Genomic DNA, 20,480 nt, shown 5'->3' on the forward strand with positions numbered 1-20,480 from the left:
TCTGGGGCTTACACCTGCGAGGCTACCAGGGCCGCGCCCTCCGATCTAGCCCAGGACTCTCGTGAACCCAGTCGACCCATCGACCTTGCCGAATCTGCCCATCCTCATCGGAAGCAGCCGACTGGCCCCCTACCTGGCTTCCTGCGGTGATGATCCCGCAGCCGCCATTCGTCTGTATAGCTGGAACATCGAAGCGAGCACCGCCATCCTCGGCGCGAGTGCTGCTCTTGAAGTCGGCATACGAAACGCAATGCATCGAGAGCTCACGACGTACTCGACACGGGAATCGTGGTGGGACTCTCTTCCGCTGAGGTCGAATGAAGACGACCAGATCCGCGAGGCCATCAAATTTCTCGAGCGTCGGCGCGGGGCGGGGCGATGGTCCTCGGGGCACGTAGTCGCCGAGCTGAGGGCATCGTTCTGGGAGAGCCTGCTGGTGAATCGATACCATCGCTCACTCTGGGAGCCAGCGTTGAAGAACGCGTTCCCGAATTTCACCGGACGCCGTGGCGATCTGCACGAGCGGATGGAGCGGTTGCGGCTGCTCCGAAACCGAGCCGCCCACCATGAACCCGTTCATGCGCGAGACCTCATGGTCGACCACCGCTACATGTGCGAACTGGGGCTGTATGTAGACGCCGATCTAGCCACCTGGATCAGCAGCACTTCACGCCTTCCAGATGTCGTCGCCGCCCGCGACGACACAATCGACGGCAGACGCCCTACCCGATTCTGATGGGGGCGGGACCTCAGCTGCCTGGAACAGCCCCACCTTGCCTGAGCGCATCGACCCGCACCTGCTGCTTCGCGAAGACGTCGGGGTCGACCGGTCGCCTGACCCTCGGGAGCCCCTGCACGACCAGCAGATACGACTCGGTGACGAGCTCGTCGACGAGGCCGGCATCGAGGCCGCCGTCGGGGTGCAGCGTGATCCAGTGCCGTTTGTTCATGTGGTAGCCGGGAGTGATGTCGTCGTGGTCGCTGCGGAGCGCCTCCGAGTCGGCGGGTGACGATTTGAGGACGACGATCGGGTCGCCGCTCAGCGCCGTCTGCAGCATGAAGACCTTGTCGCGGACCTTGTAGACGTCCCACTCCTCGCCGAAGGGATGGGTCAGCTCGGCCCCGGGCAGCTCGTCCGCCCGAGCCGCGGCCCGCTGCTGGAGCTCGTCACGTCGCATGATGCGTCCTCTCATCCGGAGCCGTCCGTCCGTCCCTCCAGGCTAGGACGCGAGCGCGTCACGTCGCGGCGACGGCTCCGGGTTCGCCCCAGCGGGTCGTCGCGCGGGGCGGGACCATGTCGCGCGCGATCGCCCGACGGGCCCATCATGGACTCATGCCCGATGCGGAGCCCTCAGCCGGCTGCGCGCACGGCGCATGCAGGAGGATCGAGGTCATGGACAGTGGCACGGTGGCGTCGACTCCTCGCCTGACCCTCCGCCTGCATCGCGAGAGCGACCTCGATCGACTGGTCGCGATCTACTCCCGGCCGGACGTCGCCAGGTACCTCCTGGAGGAGCCGTGGACGGCCGAGTCCGGCCGGGTCCAGCTCGATCGACGGCTGCGTCGGACGGGTCTGGCCGAGCACGGAGGCAGCGGCTACGCGACCGAGGCGGTCTCGGCTGGTCTGCGGATCGCGTTCGGACAAGACGACGTCCATCGCGTCGTCGCTCAGATGGACGCCCGCAACACGTCGTCCGCTCGCCTCGCGACCCGGGTCGGCATGCGACAGGAGGCGCATCACCGTCAGGACTTCTGGAGCAAGGGCGAATGGACCGACAGCCTGGTCTTCGCCATGCTCGCCGGAGAGCACCCTCCCCGGTAGGCGGCCGGTCAGCGGGTGCGGAGGAGCTCGAGGAACTCGTCGGCCATCTCGAGCTGCCGGCGCAGCTTCTCCCGCCGCGTGATCGTCTGCTCGACGAAGCCGCTCAGCTCCGCACGCAGCTCCGCCCGACGGTTCTCGTCCGAGCCGTTCTCGGGAGCATCGATGATGCGGAGCAGGTCCGCCATCTCGTCGAGACTGAATCCGAGGGGCTTCATGCGACGGATGAGGATGAGCCGCTCGTAGTCCGTCTCGGTGTAGAGCCGGAAACCGCCCTCGGTCCGACCGGAGGCCGACAGCAGGCCGATCTCGTCGTAGTGCCGCAGGCTGCGCAGCGACATCTCGGAACGCTCGGCGAGCTCACCGATGTGCATCATGCCGTTCGATGTCGCCATGTGTGACCGACCTCCTAACTCGACCCTTACGTTAGGGTAGAGTTCAATTCGTCGGCTGATGAGCCGAGCACCAGAACTTCCTCCCGCCATTCTCCCGCCTTCAGATGCGGTCGAGCAGATGGCGTGGCGCCGACGCGCGCCGACCCCTCCGTCGACACCCACCCGGCTCACACGATGCGAGCCCCTCTCCCCCAGGAGTCCTCATGACCACAGCGACCACCCCGTCCACCACGAGCCGGGACCGCGCCGAGCACTCGGTGCTGACCGCGCTCCGCACCCCGAAGATCCTCAGCCGGGAGGTCCTCGCCGGTCTCGTCGTCGCGCTGGCCCTCATCCCCGAGGCGATCTCGTTCTCGATCATCGCCGGCGTCGACCCCCGGGTCGGTCTCTTCTCCTCCTTCGTCATGGCCGTCTCGATCGCGTTCCTCGGCGGGCGCCCCGCGATGATCACCGCGGCCACGGGCGCCATCGCGCTCGTCATCGCACCCGTCGCCCGCGACCACGGACTGGACTACTTCATCGCGACGGTCATCCTCGCCGGGATCATCCAGATCGTGCTCGGCGTCCTCGGTGTCGCCAGACTCATGCGCTTCATCCCCCGCAGCGTCATGGTCGGCTTCGTCAACGCCCTGGCGATCCTCATCTTCACCGCTCAGCTGCCGAACCTGATCGGCGTGCCGTGGCTGGTCTACCCGCTCGTGGCGGTCGGCATCGTCGTCATGATCCTCATGCCGCGCCTGACGCGGGTCGTCCCCGCTCCGCTCGTCGCGATCGTGCTGATCACCGTCGCCGTCGTCGTGACCGCGATCGACGTGCCCACCGTCGGCGACGAAGGCGAGCTGCCCCGCAGCCTGCCCGAGCTCCTCATCCCCGGCGTCCCCCTCACCTGGGACACCCTGAGCATCATCGCCCCCTACGCGTTCGCGATGGCGCTCGTCGGACTCCTCGAGTCGCTGATGACCGCGAAGCTCGTCGACGACATCACCGACACCCCCTCGCAGAAGACACGCGAGTCGCTCGGTCAGGGCGCGGCGAACATCCTCTCCGGCCTCTTCGGCGGGATGGGCGGCTGCGCCATGATCGGCCAGACGATGATCAACGTGAAGGCCTCCGGCGCCCGCACCCGCATCTCGACGTTCCTCGCCGGCGTGTTCCTGCTGATCCTCGTCGTCGCGCTCGGCGACGTCGTCGCGATCATCCCGATGGCGGCCCTCGTCGCCGTCATGATCATGGTCGCCGTCGCGACCTTCGACTGGCACAGCATCCGCCCCTCGACCCTGAGGCGGATGCCGATCGGCGAGACCATCGTCATGGTCGCCACCGTCGCGGTCGTCGTCGTCACCCACAACCTCGCGATCGGCGTCGTCGTCGGCGTCATCACCGCCATGGTCGTCTTCGCGCGCGGCGTCGCCCGCCTCGCCACCGTGGAGCGCACACTCGCCGATGACGGCACCGCAGCGCACTACACCGTCACCGGGGCGCTGTTCTTCGCCTCCAGCAACGATCTCACCACCCTGTTCCGGTACCGCGACGACCCCGAGCGCATCGTCATCGACCTCACGCAGGCGCACGTCTGGGACGCCTCCACCGTCGCCGCCCTCGACGCGGTCACGACGAGATACGAGCGGCGCGGCAAGCACGTCGTCCTCGAGGGGATGAACGAGGCCTCCAGCCGGATGCACGACCGGCTCGCCGGCAGGCTGGGCGCCGGCCACTGACCCGTCCGCCTGCGCGCCCGCGAGCGGCGAGACGTCGGCGCAGGGCTCGACGCTTCGGGGGCTACGACCCGCCCCGCGCCTCCTCGTCGGCCGCGACGTCCTTCTGCACGGCGAACTGGGTCCGGTGCAGCTCTTCGTAGCGGCCCGCCGCGGCGATCAGCTCGTCGTGCGTGCCGCGCTCCACGATGGAGCCGTCCTCCACCACCAGGATCATGTCCGCGCTGCGGATGGTGGAGAGGCGGTGCGCGATCACCATCGCCGTCCGACCCTCGAGCGCCTCGCTCAGCGCCGCCTGCACGGCCGCCTCGGACGTGGAGTCCAGGGCCGCCGTCGCCTCGTCGAGGATGACGACGCGCGGCTGGGCGATCAGGAGGCGCGCGATGGTCATCCGCTGACGCTCGCCTCCCGAGAGCCGGTAGCCGCGCTCCCCCACCATCGTGTCGAGCTGGTCGGGCAGCGAGCGGATGAGCGGCTCGAGCCGCGCACGGCGGATGGCGTCCCACACCTCGTCGTCGGACGCCTCGGGCCTCGCGAACCGCAGGTTGGAGAGGATCGTCTCGTGGAACAGATGGCCGTCCTGGGTCACCATGCCCAGGGTGCGCCGCAGGGAGGCGGAGGTCACGTCGCGGACATCCGTCCCCGCGAGGCGGACGGCGCCGCCGTCGACGTCGTACAGGCGCGAGAGCAGCTGCGCGATGGTCGACTTGCCGGCACCGGACGTGCCGACGAGTGCGACGGTCTGCCCCGGCTCGATGCGGAACGACACACCGTGCAGCACCTCGTCGCCACCGCGGGTGTCCAGTGTGGACACCTCCTCGAGGGAGGCGAGGGACACCTTGTCGGCGGACGGGTAGGCGAAGCGGACGTCATCGAACTCGACGGCCACCGGGCCCTCGGGCACGACGACGGCGTCGGGCTTCTCGGTGATGAGCGGTTCGAGGTCGAGCACCTCGAAGACGCGCTCGAAGCTGACCACGGCGCTCATGATCTCCACCCGGGCGTTCGCGAGACCGGTCAGCGGCACGTAGAGGCGGGTGAGGAGGAGCGCCAGGGTGACCACCTCGCCGGTGTCCAGCTGACCGGCCAGGGCGAGGAACCCGCCGAGCCCGTAGACGAGCGCCAAGGCGAGCGCGGAGACGAGCGTCAGCGCGGTGACGAAGACGAACTGCAGCAGCGCACTGCGGACGCCGATGTCGCGGACCCGGGCGGCCCGGACGCGGAACTCCTCGGCCTCCTCGTCGGGGCGGCCGAACAGCTTGACGAGGGTGGCGCCGGGTGCCGAGAAGCGCTCGGTCATCTGGGTGCTCATCGCGGAGTTGTGGTCGGCGGCCTCGCGACGGAGCGCGGCGAGACGGCTGCCCATGCGCCGCGCGGGCACCAGGAAGATGGGAAGCATGATCACGGCGAGGACCGTGACGAGCCAGGACGTGCTGAGCATGACGATCAGGGTGAGGACGAGGGCCACGATGTTCGTGACCACGCCCGACAGCGTGCCGCTAAAGGCCTGCTGGGCGCCGATGACGTCGTTGTTCAGACGGCTCACGAGGGCGCCCGTCCGGGTGCGCGTGAAGAACGCGATCGGCATCTTCTGCACGTGGTCGAACACGGCGGTGCGGAGGTCGAGGATCACGCCCTCGCCGATCCGCGCCGAGAACCAGCGCGTCACGAGCGACACGGCGGCGTCGGCCACGGCGACCGCGGCGATGAGGACGGCGAGCCGCACGATCGTGGCCACCTCGCCCCGCGCGACGATGACGTCGACCACCCGGCCGGCCAGCACCGGCGTCGCGACCGCGAGGAAGGCCCCGACGATCGACAGGGCGATGAACACCACCAGCCTGGACCGGTAGGGCACCGCGAACTTCATGATGCGCCGCACGGCCTCGCGGGAGATGCCGTGCTGGCCGTCTCTCGCGCTCGAGATCTTGTAGAGCGAGCTCCAGGCCGCGCCTTCCATGCTCATCGCGGTTCCTCTCGTCGCAGCCGATCCCCTCTCGTCAGGATAGAGCGGTCAGCCCTGCCGATCCGCGCGGCGACGGCGGACGACGCCGCGCCCGGTGAGGAACGCCGTGTACCCGAGCAGCCCGACTCCGACGGCCGGCACGAGCCACGCACGCGCCCCCGCCGAGACACCCGTGTTCAGCCGCCCCAGCCACGGCACCGAGTACCAGACCTCGCCCATGACCTGCCCCTCGACGACGGCGTCGCGGTCGGGCTCGGCGTTGGCGTCGCCCTTCAGCGTGAACGTGCGGCCCGCCTCCCCGACGGTCACCCCCACCACACGATGCGAGATGACGCCGGGCACCCCGGGGCGGATCTGATAGGTCACGACGTCGCCGACCCGGATATCGGCCGGATCGACCGGGCGCACCACCACGAGCGTCCCGGGCGGCAGACCGGGCTCCATCGAGCCGGTCAGGATGGTCAGCGGCACGCCGCCCACCACCCGCGGCACGACCACGGCGAGCAGCCCGACGGCCACGACGCCGATCAGCACGACCACCGCGACGGCCTGCGCGAGCATCGAGCCGAGGCCCCGGCCCTGCCGATCCGACCCGCCCCGCGCGTGCGAGCCCGAGCCCGAGCCCTTCCGCGAGCGGGGGCCCGACCGCGACCCCGCCCGCGACCCCGACGGCGGCGCCGCGTGCGTCACGACGACGCCCCGAGGGTGAACAGCTGGGTCTCCGACGACGTGCACGCCGACACCTGCATCTGCGTCGTCACGCCCGACCCGGTGCTGGTCAGGCACAGCGAGTTCCTGTCTCGGAACTGGAACATGCCCGTCCCGGTGCCGACCGGCACGGCGGTCCAGCGCTGAGCGCTGATCGCGTTGTCCGAGCGCAGCACGGACTGGCGATCGCTGGCGCTGTCCCAGTACAGACCCGAGACCGCGGGCGAGGTGATCTTCAGGTACTGCCCCTCGGCGACGAACTGCCACAGCTGCGTCGTGGTGCCCCGGCAGCCGCTCGACCAGAGCGGTGATCCGCTCGTCGAGCCGCCGACCGTCGCGCACCGGTTCGTGGCGACGTCGCGGACGACGTACCGATCGCTGTTGGTGAAGTACGCGGTCGCGTGCCGGATGGCCGGTGACGCCGGGGAGGTGCGGGCCGGGTTCGACGCGTCGAGCGCGCGGATGGCGTACGCGTAGTACCGGAAGGCCCCCAGCCCGGTGTCGGTGTAGCTGCGCGTCGACGCCGGCACGGTGCCGACGAGCACCCCGTCGCGGTAGACGCCGTAGCGGGACACCGCGGCCGAGTCCGACGAGGCGGCCCAGGTCAGCGAGATGCTGCTGTCCGTCTCGGAGGTCTTGGTCGGCGCCCCGGGCGTGAGGGTGTCGGCGACGGTCTGCGTCGACGTCGCCGAGCCGGCGCTGGTCCATGAACCGAGGCGCGCGGTGAGCGCGGCGGTGAGCCTCGCCGTCTGGCCCACCGAGTCGAACCGGTCGGCCTGGGTGATCGACGTCTGGACGCACCAGGACGAGGAGGCGCCGACCGGCAGGGTCCCGGAGGGTGCGCCGACCGTCGCCCACGTTCCCGACGAGGCATCGGCGGGTCGGCTGCCGCAGCGACCCGAGGTCAGCGGCCAGAGTGAGACGCGGGTCGCGGTGGCGAGGGTCGAGCCGCCCGCGGGGGTGATGGCCAGACTCCACGGGGCGGGCACGGTGCCGGTGTTGGCGACCGTGACGGTCGCCAGATGCGAGAGGGCGGACGACGAGTACGTCGTGGCCAGGCTCTCGACACCGGTCAGCGCGACGGCCAGCCGACCGGTCGAGGTGGTCGCCGAGGCGGTCTGCACGGGTGCCGTCCAGGTCGCCTCCGCGGGCACGGCGATCAGCGCCGTGAGCACGGCGACGACGAGGGCGGCGCCCCACACCGGGGCGCGACGCACCGAGCGGCGCGGGCTCGGTGGCCGGCGCGACCCGCGATGCGATCGGGTGTTCGTGGGCACGGTCAGACCTGCGTTCCGGTGAGACGCAGGGCGAGGGCGAGGTCGCCGAGTCCCTGCGAGGTGCTCCGACCGTCGTCGCCCATCGCGACGGAGACGCAGAGCGTGCGGGACTCCCCCGCGGCGAGGACGACGCTGGTCGGCGCCGACGCGGCGGCAGGTCGATCGGTCGCGGTGCCCGACCAGACGGAGGCCGCGCGGCCCGCGCGGCAGTCGGTCGCCGAGGTGGCCGTGCCCAAACCGAGCAGGAGGGCGGGCACGGGCGCCGTGTCGGCGTGGACGCTCGTCACGGTCGCCGCGGCCACCCCGAGCGAGAGCCCGACGGTGCCGGTGTTCGTCGCCGTGACGGGGCCGCGCAGGGTGAGCCCGGGGTAGAGCGGGTCCGCGGGCAGGGCGAGCGCGTCGAGGGTCAGCGACGCCGACCCCGACGTCACGACGACAGGACCGTCGGAGGTGCTGGCCGAGTCGCTGAGACGGGCCGACGAGCCGCCCACCTCGCCGAGCGACACGACGGCCGCCACGACGGTCGCGACGACCCCCACGACGAGCCACGTGCCGCGGGCGCCCACTAGATCTGGGTCAGGGTCACGGCGACGGCCCCGAGGTCCACCGAGCCGAGCTGCGTGTCGTTCTCGAAGCCGACGGTGGTGCTCTTCGGGAACTCGATGGTGACCGCCACGGTGACGTCCTCCTCGAGGCCGTCGCGCCCGGTCACGGTCACGGCGTCGGGGGTCGTCGTGATGCCGTCGCCGGTGGCGGTCAGCTGGGCCGTCGACGAGAGGTAGTCGGCGAGCGCCACATCGGACGACGACGTCGAGCTGGGCTCGATCGAGGCGGGGTCGAGGCTGAACGCCGCGTTCAGACCGTCTCCGTGCGCGGTGACGGTCATGTCGCGCGAGTAGACGACGACGTCGCCGGGCACGATCGGGTAGCCGGCGATGGTCGACTGCGGTGCGCCTCCGTTGACCGTCCAGGTGGCGGCCTCGGCGCTGGGTTCGACCTCGAGGCCACCGGAGACGATCGTGCCGCCGGCCGTCTCGGCGCTGGTGTTCCAGAGCGCGAACGTGCCCGCGCCTCCCAGGAGGAGGGTGACGCCGGTGGCGGTGGCGATGGTGCCCTTGACGATGGTCTTCATGGTGCGGTCCTTCCGGGCGGCACGGGTGCCGTCGGCTGGTGTCCCGGCTCCTGGCGACCGTGGTCGGCTCCACTCGGTTCAGGGAGAGGGCGACCGTCGGGAGGAGGCACTTGAGATGCCGCGGGAGGCGGCACAGGCAGGGGACGGTATCTGCATGCAGGACCGGTGGATCCACCGGGATGTCTGCTTATCTCAACCATCTCACGGATCGGTGCGATCGATGCGGATGCATCGGAAGCGCAGGCCGATTGCCAGGGTCACGCCGGCGGGCGGGTGCCGATCGGGACCCGACCCGCGCCTCCTAGGCGATCCGCTCGTCGTATTCGCCCCAGGCCTGTCTCACGTCGCCGAAGTGCTCGATCGACCATTCTTCGAGGGCCTTGAGCGGCGCGCAGAGGGTGCGACCGGCCGTCGTGAGCTCGTACTCGACGCGGGGCGGCACCTCGGCGAACACCGTGCGGGTCACCAGCCCGTCGCGCTCGAGACCGCGCAGCGTCTGCGTCAGCATCTTCTGCGAGATGCCCGACACGCTCCTGCGGATCTCGGTGAAGCGATGCGGGCCCGACTCGAGGGTGCCGACGATCAGCACCGTCCACCGGTCGCCGATGCGATCGAGCACCCGCCTCGTGGGGCAGCCGTCGGCATAGGGGTCGAGCGCGAGAGCGGGGTCGGTTACCAAGAAGTGCCTACTTCCCAAGAGTGACTAATGGATCTACCGTAGCCGTGCGACCCCGCAGCGGGGAAGCCCCAGCACACGAAGGAGCACGCCATGAGCACCATCACCGTCGTCGGAGGAACCGGCTACGCCGGCAGCGCGATCGTCCGCGAGGCCGCATCGCGCGGTCACGAGGTCGTCTCGTTCAGCCGTTCCGTCCCCGCCGAGGAGGCGCGGGTCGACGGCGTCCGCTACGAGACCGGTTCGATGCTCGACGCCGAGGCCCGCCTCCGTGCCGTCACCGGCAGCGACGTCGTGGTCTCGTCGCTCTCACCCCGCGGCGAGCTCGACGGGAGGATCGTCGAGGCCGATCTGGCCCTCGCCGCCCTCGCGGCCGAGCACGGCGTCCGCTTCGGCGTCGTCGGCGGCTACAGCTCGCTCCGTCTCGAGGAGGGCGGCCCGCGTCAGGCCGACACCGACCAGCTGCCCCCGAGTTCGCGAGCGAGGCCAAGCAGATGAACGAGGTGCTCGAGCTGCTCGGCGGCACGGACGACAGCCTCGACTGGTTCTTCGTCTCGCCCGCCCAGCTGTTCGGCGCGTACGCCCCCGGCGAGGCGCGCGGCGAGTACCGCACGGGCGGCGACCTGGCCTTCACCGACGCGGAGGGCGTCTCGGCCGTGAGCGGACAGGACTTCGCCCTCGCGATCGTCGACGAGATCGACACCCCGAAGCACCGCCGCGCGCACTTCAGCGTCGCCTACTGAGCGTCGCCCCGCAGGTCGGCCACGCGGTCGTCGAGCGCGCGGGTCGCCGCTTCCGTCACGTCGCGTGCGAGCGCGATGGCATCGACCCGCAGGAGACGGGCGGCCCGCGACCTCGACACGTCGAAGGCCACGGCGAGGGCGGAGGCGGTGTACCCGGCCGCGCCCAGCTCGCGTGCGATGCGTCGCTGCTCGACCCGTGCCTCCTCGTCCGGGAGGTCGGGTCGGGTCGCGGCCACCCAGCGACGTCGTGCGTCGTCGGGGAGGTCGATCACGAGTCGCACGTCGATGTCCTCCGGGCGGACGGCCATCCAGAGGGCGGCCAGCTCGCGGGCCTCGTCGACCAGGGTGTCGACGTCGACCGCCGAGCCGTGGGCGGTGAACGTGCCGGTGGTGCGATCGCCGCCCTCGGGGCCGGATCCGGTCACGACGACCGTCCACGACGTGGGCGTCGGCCGCGCCGCGCGGGCGTGGACGGACCTTCTGGTCGGGGTGGTCATGTCGGGAGGCTCCTGTCATGGACGCCGATCGACGGTGAGACGGCCTGATTCTGACGACGAGCCCGAATCGTGACGCTGTCGGTGCGCTTCGGGCCGCACCCCCATTAGACCCCCTATCGAGGGCGAGAGCGTCGCAAGCGCTCGAATCGGTCCAGATCATCACCGTCTCAGTTCTGAGACTCGATGACGATTCGTCTCAGAATCGATACGATCGTGTGATGGATCTCCAGCAACTGCCGACGCGCGCCCGTCAGGCCACCCTGCTCGGTGCCACAGAGCTCGCGGCCAGAACAGGGCTCAGCCGCCCGACGCTCTACAGGGTGCTCGGCGGGCGCCCCCCTCGCATCGACGACCTGCGCGAACTGGCCCTCGCCTGCGGATTCGACATCGACGCCGCGCTGATCCCCATCAGCGATCCCCTCGCCGCAGTCGCAGCGAGAGCCGCCCTGGGTGATCCCGACGTCGCCGAGTGGTCGGATTCCGCGACCGCGTGGCGCGAACGACTGCAGCGCTATGTCGCCGCGGGCTCGGAGGCCGACGTGCAGGTCGCGCTCATCGACGAGGCCGGCCGTGCGTCGGCGCCCGCCCAGCGGGAGGGCTCGATCCATCTGCGAGGCGACGCTCGCTACGTGGATCGCCTCGTCTCGGCCGGGTCCGCCTCCGGCGACGACTGGGCGCTCTCGGGCTGGGCGGCGCTCGATGCGATGGAGATCGACGTCGAGGCGCCGACCATCCTCTGGACACCCGAGCCGCGACGCGTCGCGCAACTGCTCGCCGACTCCTTCCGACCCGGTCTCGCGGGGCTGTCGGACCTCATCCTGACTCCGGCCCACCCGTCGGTGTTCGCCGGTGCGCTCGAGATCGACTCCGTGCGACTGGTCGCGCCGATCCAGGCGTACATCGACGCCGTCGGGCTCGGCGAGGCATCTCGCTCGGCCGCTCTGTCGTACCTCCGGCGAGAACGATGACCGACGAGCAGCCACGGGGACTCGGGGCCGACGGGTACCGCACACGGCCCGGGCGCCCCCCGGCCGATACGACCGACGCGCGAGCCGGCGCACCACGCAGGGGCCTCCGGTCGACGACCCCCGACGAGACCTTCGCCGCCACGGCCGTCCGCTGGGACATCACCCGCGTGCCCCTCGACCGCATCGAGAGCTCGTCGATCGAGCGGGCGCGCCACCGATTCAGGGCGTCGCTGCCCGATCTCGTCTGGAACGCCGCGGCGCTCGAGGGCAACACCTTCACCCTCCCCGAGGTGCGGACGCTGCTCGACGGCGTGACGGTCGGCGGCCGGCCTCTCGACGACGAGAAGCAGGTGCTGGCCCTGGTCGACGGCTACACCCACCTCGACGAGATCGTCGCGTCCGGCTCGTTCAGCCTGTCGAAGAGCGTCTCCGACGATCTCCATCGCCGGGTCGCCGTCCACGAGGCGATCGAATCGGGCGGCTTCCGTGGCGAGGGGGACGTCGGAGGCGGGGGCACGGCCCGACTCGCCTCCGGCGGACTGGTCGTCGGTGTGCCCCAGAGCGAACTCGCCGGGCGTTTCGCCGCGTCGGCGGACTTCCTCGAGGCTCTCGACGACCCCCGAGAACGAGCCCTCGGCTACTTCGTCTCGGCGACCAGATCGCAGTTCTACTTCGACGGGAACAAGCGGACGGCCCGCCTGATGATGACCGGGCTGCTCATGTCCGAGGGCTACGAGGCGGTCAGCCTCCCGGTGGCCCGCAAGTTCGAGTTCAACAAGGCGCTCGACATCCTGTTCACCGACGACGACGCCACCCCGCTGATGGCGTTCATCGCGAGCTGCGCCTCGCGAACCTGACCCGCCCCGTCACGCCCGGGCGTCGAACCGGCGTCGGTAGCTCGACGGCGTGCTGCCGAAGGCGCTCGCGAAGTTCTGCCGCAGCGTGACGGGGTTGCCGAACCCGCACGACGAGGCGACCTGGTCGATCGGGAGGTCGGTCGTCTCGAGCAGGCGTCGCGCCTCGTCGAGGCGTCGCGATCGCACCCAGGCGGCCGGTGTCGTGCCGGTCGACGCCCGGAACGCCCTCACGAACGTCCGGCGGCTCAGCCGCGCCTCCGACGCCAGACGGTCGACGCCGAGCTCGTCGCCGAGATGCTCGAGGGCCCAGGCGGTCGCGACCGCGATCGGGTCCGTCGCCGCATGCTGCGCGACGGGTCGCTCGATGTACTGCGCCTGACCGCCTTCGCGATGCGGTGCGACGACCAGGCTGCGGGCCACCCTGTTCGCGGCCTCCGCCCCGAGGCGGGTCCGCACGACGTGCAGGCACGCGTCGATGCCGGAGGCGGTGCCCGCCGAGGTCAGCACGTCGCCGTGGTCGAGATAGAGGACGCCCGGCTCGACGGTGATCCCCGGGTGCCTCCGCGCCAGCCCCTCGACGGCGTGCCAGTGGGTGACCGCGCTGCGACCCTCGAGCAGGCCGAGGTCCGCCACGGCGAGGGCGCCGAGGCAGAGACCGACGATCGTCGAACCCCGGTCGTGCGCCGCGAGCACGACCCGGCGCAACGCGGGACCGGGCTCGCGGCCGTCGTCGACCCACGACGGGACGACGACCAGATCGGCGTCGGCCACGGTGTCGAGACCGGCGACGCCGCCCAGCGAGTAGCCCTCGGCGGTCGTGATCGAGCCGGCCCGCTCGGAGAACAGCGTCGTCCGCCATGGCCCGAGCCCCTGGCGGGCGACCTCGTCGAAGACGATCTGAGGCACCGACAGATGGAACATGGAGACGCCCTCGAAGGCGTGGACGGCGATCTTCACGGGCGGACCTCCTCGATGGCCTGAATCCATCGTATCGACGCACACGGGCCACTCGTGCACGGCACCCGTCGCGAGGAGGATCGTCGGTGGATCGCACCCCGCGCCGACGCCCTCGAAACAAGGAGCCCCCATGCCCACACCGAACCGCGCCCTCATCGTCGTCGACGTCCAGCAGGAGTACTTCGCCGGCCCGCTCGAGATCCAGTACCCCTCCGTCGACGACTCGCTGGCCCGTGTCGCCGAGGCCATCGACGGCGCCTCGGCCGCGGGCATCCCCGTCGTGGTGTTCCAGCACACGTCGGGCGAGGGCTCCCCCGTGTTCGATCCGAGCACCGAGGCGTTCGCCCTGCACCCCGAGATCGAGAGGCGTCGCCGCTCCGACTGGAAGTCGATCACCAAGCGGTACAGCTCGGTCTTCGCCGACACCGACCTGCTCGACTGGCTGCACGAGAACTCGCTCGACACCGTCACCCTGGTCGGGTACATGACGAACAACTGCATCCTCGCCTCGGCCGCCGGGGCCGAGGCGGTCGGCATCACCGCCGAGGTGCTGTCCGACGCGACGGGCGCCATCAGCCTCGGGAACGACGCGGGCCACGTCGACGCCGAGACCGTGCACCGCACCCTCATGGCCCTCCTCGATTCGAACTTCGCGGCAGTCGCCACGACGGCGGGGTGGACGACCGCGGTGTCGGCGGGCCAGCCGCTCGCCGCGAGCAACCTGCCCGAATCGGCGACGGCGGGCGCCGCGCGCTTCCCGCGCGGCTGACCGAAGAGGAGGAGGCACGGCCCGCCCGCGCCGGCCCGTCTCCGCTCGCCCGGCCCGACGGACGGGGGTTCCGGCAGGGCCTGGCTGGGCCCGGCGGGCGGCCCTAGGGTCGGTGACATGGATGAACGAGCCGAGGTCCGCGAGTTCCTCGCGTCACGCCGTGCGCGGCTGTCACCCGAGCAGGCGGGCGTCGTCAGCGCCGGCGGGCGTCGACGCGTCCCCGGGCTGCGCCGTGACGAGGTCGCCCGCCTGGCCGGTGTCAGCGTCGACTACTACACGCGTCTCGAGCGGGGCAACCTCGGCGGGGTGTCCGACAGCGTCCTCGACGCGATCTCCCGTGCTCTGGGGCTCGACCGGGCCGAGACCGACCACCTCCACGACCTCGCCAAGGCGTTCGCCCCGTCGCGTCGCAGGCCGCCCGTCGGCGCCGGGCGGAAGATCGCCCAGTCGCCCGTGCAGCACATGCTCGACGCGATGACCGGCGCGCCCGCCATGGTGACGAACACCCGCATGGACCTCGTCGCCGCCAACACGCTCGGCTTCGCCCTGTACTCCGACATGTACCGCGGCACGCTGCGCCCCGGCAACCACTCGCGCTACATCTTCCTCGACCCGGGCGCGCGCGACTTCTACCCCGACTGGGAGCGCGCGGCCGATGTCAACGTGGCCATCCTCCGCCGCGACGCCGGGCGCGACCCCCACGACGCCGGGATCGCCGCGCTCGTCGGCGAGCTCTCGATCCGCAGCGACGAGTTCCGCACCCGCTGGGCGGCGCACGACGTGCGCCGCCACTACACGGGCGCGAAGCAGTTCCGGCACCCGGTCGTCGGCCTGCTCGAACTCGACTTCCAGGCGATGGAGCTGCAGGACACCCCGGGCCACTCGCTCACCGTCTACACGGCCGTGCCCGGCTCGCCCTCCGACGAAGGGCTCAGGCTCCTCGCCTCGTGGGCCGCGACCGAGCACATCGTCGAGCGCGCCCGCGCGATCGACACCGCCTCCTGATCCTCCGCCCTCCGCCGCCCCGCGGCATCCTCCCCGCCACCGGGCACGCCCCGAGGAGGCGCGGCTCCGCGCCCGAAAGGACCTCACGATGGCCACCTCGCCCGTCCCCACCCGCTCGACCCGCGCCTCCGGCCCCACCGCGCCCGTCGACCGTCTGCCGCTGTTCTCGCTCGTCGTCCTCGCGACGATGGGGTTCATCCTCGTCGCGATGGAGACGATGCCCGCGGGTCTGCTGCCCGTCATCGCGGACGGCCTCGACACGAGCGAGGGGGCCGTGGGTCTGCTCATCAGCGCCTACGCGCTCGGCACGGTGCTGGCGACCGTTCCGGCCATCGCGCTCACCCGGGGGATGCGACGCAAGCCGCTCCTCCTGATCGCGATCACGGGGCTGGTCGTGGCGAACACCGTGACGGCGCTCTCGCCCGTGATCGCACTCGCCCTGGTGTCGCGGTTCGTCGCCGGAGCCTTCTCGGGTGTGATCTGGGGCATGCTCGCCGCCTACGGCCGCCGCATCAGCCCGCCGAGCCGCGCCGGTCTCTCGCTCGCCATCGTCTCGGCCGGCGCACCCGTCGGCTTCGCGTTCGGTACGCCGCTCGGCTCGTGGCTCGGCATGACCCTCGACTGGCGCTGGTCGTTCGGCGGGCTGACCCTGATCGGCGTCGTGGTGTTCGCGCTCGTGGCCGCGGTCGTCCCCGACGCCGCACCGGCACCCGAGGGGGCGCGCCTGTCGCTCGGGCGCGTGTTCCGCATACCCGGCATCGCGGTGATCCTGGCGGTGATCGCCGCCTGGATGCTCGCGCACAACACGATCTACACGTACGTCTCGCCGTACCTGCGGGCCGGCGGGTCAGGGCTCGGGGTCGACGTCATGCTGCTGATCTACGGCGTCGCCTCGATCGGCGGGATCGTCGTCACCGGGGCGCTGCTCGACCGGTGCCCGCGGGCGCTGCTGCACGGCAGCGTCGCGCTCTTCGTGGTCGCCGGAGTGATCCTGCTCGCGGGTCACGCGTCGGTGCCAGCCGTCGTCGTCGCGGCGGTGCTCTGGGGCGTGACCTTCGGCGGGGCGTCGGCTCAGCTGCAGGCGGCGCTCACGACCGTCGGCGGAGACAACGCCGACGTCGCGAACGCGTTCCTGCCGGTGGCGTTCAACGTGGCGATCTTCTTCGCCGGCATCGTCGGGGCGGCTCTGCTGACCGCGGCCGACGGCCTCGTGCTGCCGGTGCTGATGATCGGGTTCGGGGTCGTCGCGTTCGCGCTGACCGTGTACGGGCGGCGCACCGCGTTCCCCGCGGCACTCTGACGGTCGCGCGCGGCGGAGCGCTCGGCGCTGAGACCCCAGGAAGTCTCCGAGACCCCAGCGCGCGGGCGGGGGTCTCAGCGACTCGCTGGGGTCTCGGCGTCTCAGGAGATGTGCGTCATGTCCCGCGCAATCGGGTGATGCGCTCGCGGATGCGGGAGTCGAGATCGTCGAACTCGTCGAGGACGTCCATCGCCGCGTAGGCACGGCCGCGGACGCGCTCCGTGACGGCTTCGACGATGTGGTTCTCCGCCAGCACCTCGACGCCGCGGTACACGCTCCGCTCAGGGAGGTCGCGCAGCTCGTCGACGAGCTGCTCGACCGTGAAGACGGGCAGCGTCAGCAGAACGGGCAGGATCCGGTCGGCAGCACTGCCGGCCCGAGGTCGCGCCTGTTCTCGCCAGTCCTCCACGTACCGGGCGAAGCGGCGCGCAGTGCCTCGCGCCTCGCGAGCCGCCGTCTCGACAGAGAGTGCGAGGTCGGTGACGATCGGCGCGACGTCGCCGGTGCGGTAGGCGGTGAGCAGCGAGAAGTAGTGGGTCGTGTCCGCAGCGAGGGCGCTCGCCACAGGCAGCACCGTGTGCGGCGTCACGCCGCGGCGGCGGAGTATCGCCCCGATGAGTGCACGGCCGATGCGGCCGTTGCCGTCGGTGAACGGGTGGATGCTCTCGAACTGAGCGTGTGCGATCGCCGCCTGCGTGATGGGTTCGACGTCGTCCCGGTTCGAGAAGGCGACGAGATCCTGGAGGAGGGCGGGGACGTCATCCGGGGGCGGCGGGACGTAGAGCGCGTTCCGCGGAGAGTACTGCGAGCCGCCGATCCAGTTCTGCACGTCGCGCACGCGGCCTGCGTACGGCCGCTCGGTCACGTCCGGGTCGTCTCGCATGAGCGCCCCGTGCGCGGTGAGGATCTCGTCGAGCGCGATGGTCGCTTCGGAAGCTGCGATGAGCTTCGTGATGGCGGCACCGGCGGCCACAATGGACATCGCCGAGTCGTTCTCCTTCAGACCGCCGATGGCACGTGCGAACGCGAGGGGCGATGCCTCGACGTGTTCGATACGGCTCGAGGCCACCGACTCCATGCGGATCAGGAAGCCGGCGAGCGGGCTCAGCACACCGTCGGCGACCCGCTCGAGGTCGGTCGCCTCGTGGCGGGCTCGAGAGAGATCGCGAGCTGAGACGACGGGCACCTCGAGATCGGCGATCATCGGGGGGATCGAGGCCCGGACCTCGGAGAGCATGCGGTCTTCACGCGTGCCGCGACGGCTCGCGCTCGCCCAGAGCATGGTGCGCGTCGTGTGGGCCGGCCACTCCGCCATCGGGCATCCTCCCGTCAATGACAGGATTCATAATGACACTTATCGAGCCTAGATGACAATAACGAGGAGGTCGTCGCCACTCGGTGTCGGCGCGGTGCCGGTCCAACCGACACCGCGCCTCCTGCGGGCCGTCGCCTCGGGGGCCCTGTCAGGGCCACCCACGGTCAGGGCGGGAGCGTAACGTCGGAGACGAAGAGCCCGTCGTCGAGCACCGTGTTCCGACCCGCCCCTCGAACCCCCCGCGAACCGAACCCACCACCCCCAGGAGAACCATGCGCACCGTCAACGCCTACGCGGCACCGTCCGCCACCGAGCCCCTCGTCAAGACGACCATCGAGCGACGCGACGTCGGCCCGAAGGACGTCATGATCGACATCGCCTACGCCGGCATCTGCCACAGCGACATCCACACCGTCCGCGGCGAGTGGGGCGAGATCCAGTACCCGCAGGTCGTCGGTCACGAGATCGTCGGCACCGTCTCGGAGGTCGGCTCCGAGGTCACCAAGCACAAGGTCGGCGACCGCGTCGGCGTCGGCTGCATGGTCAACTCGTGCGGCGAGTGCGAGTACTGCAAGCGCGGCGACGAGCAGTACTGCGCCAAGGGCAACGTCGGCACCTACACGGGCGTCGACCCCGCCGACGGCACCATCACGCAGGGCGGCTACTCGCAGGCCGTCGTCGTCACGGAGGACTTCGTGCTCCGTGTGCCCGAGTCGCTCGACTACGACAAGGTCGCCCCGCTGCTCTGCGCCGGAATCACCCTGTACTCGCCCCTGCACCACTGGGGCGTGACCGAGGGCACCAAGGTCGCCATCGTCGGCATGGGCGGACTCGGCCACATGGGCGTCAAGATCGCCGCCGCCCTCGGCGCCGAGGTCACCGTGCTGTCGCAGACCACCTCGAAGAAGGACGACTCGCTGCGCTTCGGCGCCAAGGCGCACTACGCGACCAGCGACGAGCAGACCTTCACCGACCTGGCGAACTCGTTCGACCTGATCATCAACACCGTCTCGGCGAAGGTCGACATGGGCGCATACCTCGGTCTGCTGGCCGTCGACGGCACGCTCGTCAACGTCGGCGCCCCGTCCGAGCCGCTCGAGGTGCCCGCGTTCGCGCTCATCCCCGCACGCCGCAGCTGGGCCGGTTCGGCCATCGGCGGCATCCGCGAGACGCAGGAGATGCTCGACTTCTGCGCCGAGCACGGCATCGTGCCCGAGACCGAGCTCATCGACGCCGACCAGATCAACGAGGCGTACGAGCGCGTGCTGAAGTCCGACGTGCGCTACCGCTTCGTCATCGATGCCGCCACGTTCGCCTGAGCCCAGAGGCCCCGAGCGACAGGCACCGCCTATCCGCATTACGCAACCCCCCGGGCCGGCTGACCGAACCGTCAGCCGGCCCGGGTACGAACGTGGGGGGAAGGCCGCAGCAGCGGCCGGGAAGGCACAACCTCATGACTGAGATCACCGCCCACCACGGGCTCTTCAAAGACACGAACCTCCACGTCGACGACTTCGGCGGCTCGGGACGCACCGTCGTGCTCATCCACGGCTGGCCCCTCTCCGGCGAGTCGTGGAGCAAGCAGGTCCCCGCGTTCCGCGACGCCGGCTACCGCGTCGTCACCTACGACCGCCGCGGCTTCGGACGCAGCGACAAGCCGAAGACCGGCTACGACTACGACCACCTGACCGAAGACCTTCACACGGTCCTCACCGAGCTCGACCTGAACGACGTCACGCTCGTCGGGTTCTCGATGGGCGGCGGCGAGGTCGCCCGCTACTTCACGAAGTACGGCACCGAGCGTCTGCACAGCGTCGTCTTCGCCTCGGCCGTCCCGCCGTACCTGATGAAGACCGACGACAACCCCGAGGGCCCTCTCACCAAGGAGGCGGCGGCCGACATGACCGCCGGCCTCACCAAGGACGAGGACTCCTTCTACGACGAGTTCACCACCGGATTCTTCTCGGTCGACGGCGTGCTCAAGGTCTCCGAGGCCGACCGCCAGGACGCCCTGCGTCTCGCGAAGCAGGCCGACAAGGCCGCCGCGCTCGAGGCCATGGCCTCGTTCGCGAACACGGACTTCCGTGACGACCTCGCCAAGGTGACCGTGCCCACGCTGGTCATCCACGGCGACGGCGACGAGACGGTCCCCTTCGAGGGTTCGGGTGCTCGCACGCACGAGGCGATCGCCGGTTCCGAGCTGCACGTCATCGCCGGCGCACCCCACGGTGCCAACGTGAGCGACGCCGACGAGTTCAACCGCGTCGTGCTCGCCTTCCTCGCGAAGTAGCACCGCTCGCGAACAGCACCGCTCGCTAAGCAGCACTGCTCGCGAAGCAGCACCGCTGCCCAGGAGGCGCGGTGCCGGTCCTCGAGACCGG

23 protein-coding genes are annotated in these 20,480 nt (G+C 70.9%); 12 read left to right on the forward strand and 11 right to left on the reverse strand.

Annotated elements, in window-relative coordinates; genetic code table 11:
- Nucleotides 1-61: 61 nt before the first annotated feature.
- Complete coding sequence (locus ACZZY9_RS06110; protein WP_463463391.1) at nt 62-736, forward strand: hypothetical protein; 675 nt, start codon at nt 62-64, stop codon at nt 734-736.
- A 13-nt stretch (nt 737-749) separates the two neighbouring features.
- Here the strand turns inward: ACZZY9_RS06110 and ACZZY9_RS06115 are convergent, their stop codons facing one another.
- Nucleotides 750-1,178 carry an MmcQ/YjbR family DNA-binding protein gene (locus tag ACZZY9_RS06115; protein WP_463463392.1) on the reverse strand — a complete coding sequence of 143 codons (429 nt, stop codon included), beginning with the start codon at nt 1,176-1,178 and terminating at the stop codon, nt 750-752.
- A gap of 215 nt (nt 1,179-1,393) precedes the next feature.
- On the opposite strand from ACZZY9_RS06115, the gene ACZZY9_RS06120 reads away from it, so the two are divergent.
- The gene (locus ACZZY9_RS06120; protein ID WP_463463393.1) at nt 1,394-1,822 is read left to right on the forward strand and encodes a GNAT family N-acetyltransferase; all 429 of its coding nucleotides are present in this window, start codon (nt 1,394-1,396) and stop codon (nt 1,820-1,822) included.
- Between the two features lie 8 nt (nt 1,823-1,830).
- Here the strand turns inward: ACZZY9_RS06120 and ACZZY9_RS06125 are convergent, their stop codons facing one another.
- Nucleotides 1,831-2,214 carry a MerR family transcriptional regulator gene (locus ACZZY9_RS06125; RefSeq protein ID WP_463463394.1) on the reverse strand — a complete coding sequence of 128 codons (384 nt, stop codon included), beginning with the start codon at nt 2,212-2,214 and terminating at the stop codon, nt 1,831-1,833.
- 203 nt (nt 2,215-2,417) lie between these two features.
- Here ACZZY9_RS06125 and ACZZY9_RS06130 point away from each other — a divergent pair, with 203 nt between their 5' ends.
- The gene (locus ACZZY9_RS06130) at nt 2,418-3,932 is read left to right on the forward strand and encodes a SulP family inorganic anion transporter (protein WP_243215041.1); all 1,515 of its coding nucleotides are present in this window, start codon (nt 2,418-2,420) and stop codon (nt 3,930-3,932) included.
- Nucleotides 3,933-3,993: 61 nt separating this feature from the next.
- On the opposite strand, the gene ACZZY9_RS06135 is transcribed toward ACZZY9_RS06130, so the two are convergent.
- From ACZZY9_RS06135 to ACZZY9_RS06160, 6 genes are all read right to left on the reverse strand, one after another.
- Nucleotides 3,994-5,895, reverse strand: a complete 1,902-nt coding sequence (locus tag ACZZY9_RS06135; protein ID WP_192060658.1) for an ABC transporter ATP-binding protein — start codon at nt 5,893-5,895, stop codon at nt 3,994-3,996.
- Nucleotides 5,896-5,943: 48 nt separating this feature from the next.
- Nucleotides 5,944-6,585, reverse strand: a complete 642-nt coding sequence (locus ACZZY9_RS06140) for a signal peptidase I (protein ID WP_463463395.1) — start codon at nt 6,583-6,585, stop codon at nt 5,944-5,946.
- A complete protein-coding gene (locus ACZZY9_RS06145) occupies nt 6,582-7,880 on the reverse strand; it encodes an RICIN domain-containing protein (RefSeq protein WP_463463396.1) in 1,299 nt (432 codons plus the stop codon). The genes ACZZY9_RS06140 and ACZZY9_RS06145 overlap by 4 nt, the downstream gene beginning before the upstream one ends.
- A gap of 2 nt (nt 7,881-7,882) precedes the next feature.
- Complete coding sequence (locus ACZZY9_RS06150; protein ID WP_192060661.1) at nt 7,883-8,446, reverse strand: hypothetical protein; 564 nt, start codon at nt 8,444-8,446, stop codon at nt 7,883-7,885.
- Entirely contained in the window at nt 8,446-9,012 is a 567-nt protein-coding gene (locus ACZZY9_RS06155; RefSeq protein ID WP_463463397.1) for an alternate-type signal peptide domain-containing protein, read from the reverse strand. Before ACZZY9_RS06155 ends, ACZZY9_RS06150 begins: the two co-directional genes overlap by 1 nt.
- A 301-nt stretch (nt 9,013-9,313) precedes the next feature.
- Nucleotides 9,314-9,691, reverse strand: a complete 378-nt coding sequence (locus tag ACZZY9_RS06160) for a winged helix-turn-helix transcriptional regulator (protein ID WP_463463398.1) — start codon at nt 9,689-9,691, stop codon at nt 9,314-9,316.
- 90 nt (nt 9,692-9,781) lie between these two features.
- Here ACZZY9_RS06160 and ACZZY9_RS06165 point away from each other — a divergent pair, with 90 nt between their 5' ends.
- Together ACZZY9_RS06165 and ACZZY9_RS06170 are read left to right on the forward strand one after the other, a co-directional pair.
- Entirely contained in the window at nt 9,782-10,186 is a 405-nt protein-coding gene (locus ACZZY9_RS06165) for an NAD(P)-dependent oxidoreductase (protein WP_463463399.1), read from the forward strand.
- The gene (locus ACZZY9_RS06170; protein WP_463463400.1) at nt 10,183-10,431 is read left to right on the forward strand and encodes an NAD(P)-dependent oxidoreductase; all 249 of its coding nucleotides are present in this window, start codon (nt 10,183-10,185) and stop codon (nt 10,429-10,431) included. The genes ACZZY9_RS06165 and ACZZY9_RS06170 overlap by 4 nt, the downstream gene beginning before the upstream one ends.
- Here the strand turns inward: ACZZY9_RS06170 and ACZZY9_RS06175 are convergent.
- Complete coding sequence (locus ACZZY9_RS06175) at nt 10,425-10,928, reverse strand: hypothetical protein (RefSeq protein ID WP_463463401.1); 504 nt, start codon at nt 10,926-10,928, stop codon at nt 10,425-10,427. The two genes, ACZZY9_RS06170 and ACZZY9_RS06175, sit on opposite strands and share 7 nt — an antisense overlap.
- Before the next feature lie 218 nt (nt 10,929-11,146).
- On the opposite strand from ACZZY9_RS06175, the gene ACZZY9_RS06180 reads away from it, so the two are divergent.
- A complete protein-coding gene (locus ACZZY9_RS06180; RefSeq protein ID WP_463463402.1) occupies nt 11,147-11,896 on the forward strand; it encodes a helix-turn-helix domain-containing protein in 750 nt (249 codons plus the stop codon).
- Nucleotides 11,893-12,753 (forward strand): Fic family protein, encoded by an 861-nt coding sequence (locus ACZZY9_RS06185; RefSeq protein ID WP_463463403.1) that lies wholly within the window; start codon nt 11,893-11,895, stop codon nt 12,751-12,753. Before ACZZY9_RS06180 ends, ACZZY9_RS06185 begins: the two co-directional genes overlap by 4 nt.
- Nucleotides 12,754-12,762: 9 nt before the next feature.
- On the opposite strand, the gene ACZZY9_RS06190 is transcribed toward ACZZY9_RS06185, so the two are convergent.
- Nucleotides 12,763-13,710 carry a GlxA family transcriptional regulator gene (locus tag ACZZY9_RS06190; protein WP_463463404.1) on the reverse strand — a complete coding sequence of 316 codons (948 nt, stop codon included), beginning with the start codon at nt 13,708-13,710 and terminating at the stop codon, nt 12,763-12,765.
- 130 nt (nt 13,711-13,840) lie between these two features.
- Here ACZZY9_RS06190 and ACZZY9_RS06195 point away from each other — a divergent pair, with 130 nt between their 5' ends.
- The 3 genes from ACZZY9_RS06195 (at nt 13,841) to ACZZY9_RS06205 (ending at nt 16,784) form a co-directional block, all read left to right on the forward strand.
- Nucleotides 13,841-14,479, forward strand: coding sequence for an isochorismatase family protein (locus ACZZY9_RS06195; RefSeq protein ID WP_463463405.1), 639 nt, complete (start codon nt 13,841-13,843; stop codon nt 14,477-14,479).
- 117 nt (nt 14,480-14,596) lie between these two features.
- A complete protein-coding gene (locus ACZZY9_RS06200; protein ID WP_463463406.1) occupies nt 14,597-15,484 on the forward strand; it encodes a helix-turn-helix transcriptional regulator in 888 nt (295 codons plus the stop codon).
- Nucleotides 15,485-15,572: 88 nt separating this feature from the next.
- The gene (locus ACZZY9_RS06205; RefSeq protein WP_463463407.1) at nt 15,573-16,784 is read left to right on the forward strand and encodes an MFS transporter; all 1,212 of its coding nucleotides are present in this window, start codon (nt 15,573-15,575) and stop codon (nt 16,782-16,784) included.
- A 115-nt stretch (nt 16,785-16,899) separates the two neighbouring features.
- On the opposite strand, the gene ACZZY9_RS06210 is transcribed toward ACZZY9_RS06205, so the two are convergent.
- The gene (locus ACZZY9_RS06210; RefSeq protein ID WP_463463408.1) at nt 16,900-18,099 is read right to left on the reverse strand and encodes a Fic family protein; all 1,200 of its coding nucleotides are present in this window, start codon (nt 18,097-18,099) and stop codon (nt 16,900-16,902) included.
- 272 nt (nt 18,100-18,371) lie between these two features.
- Between ACZZY9_RS06210 and ACZZY9_RS06215 the strand changes: the two genes are divergently transcribed.
- Nucleotides 18,372-19,418 carry an NAD(P)-dependent alcohol dehydrogenase gene (locus tag ACZZY9_RS06215; RefSeq protein ID WP_192060675.1) on the forward strand — a complete coding sequence of 349 codons (1,047 nt, stop codon included), beginning with the start codon at nt 18,372-18,374 and terminating at the stop codon, nt 19,416-19,418.
- Between the two features lie 134 nt (nt 19,419-19,552).
- Entirely contained in the window at nt 19,553-20,389 is an 837-nt protein-coding gene (locus ACZZY9_RS06220; RefSeq protein WP_243215054.1) for an alpha/beta fold hydrolase, read from the forward strand.
- The last annotated feature ends 91 nt before the right edge of the window (nt 20,390-20,480 follow it).

Source organism: Frigoribacterium sp. AC394 (assembly GCF_979258095.1).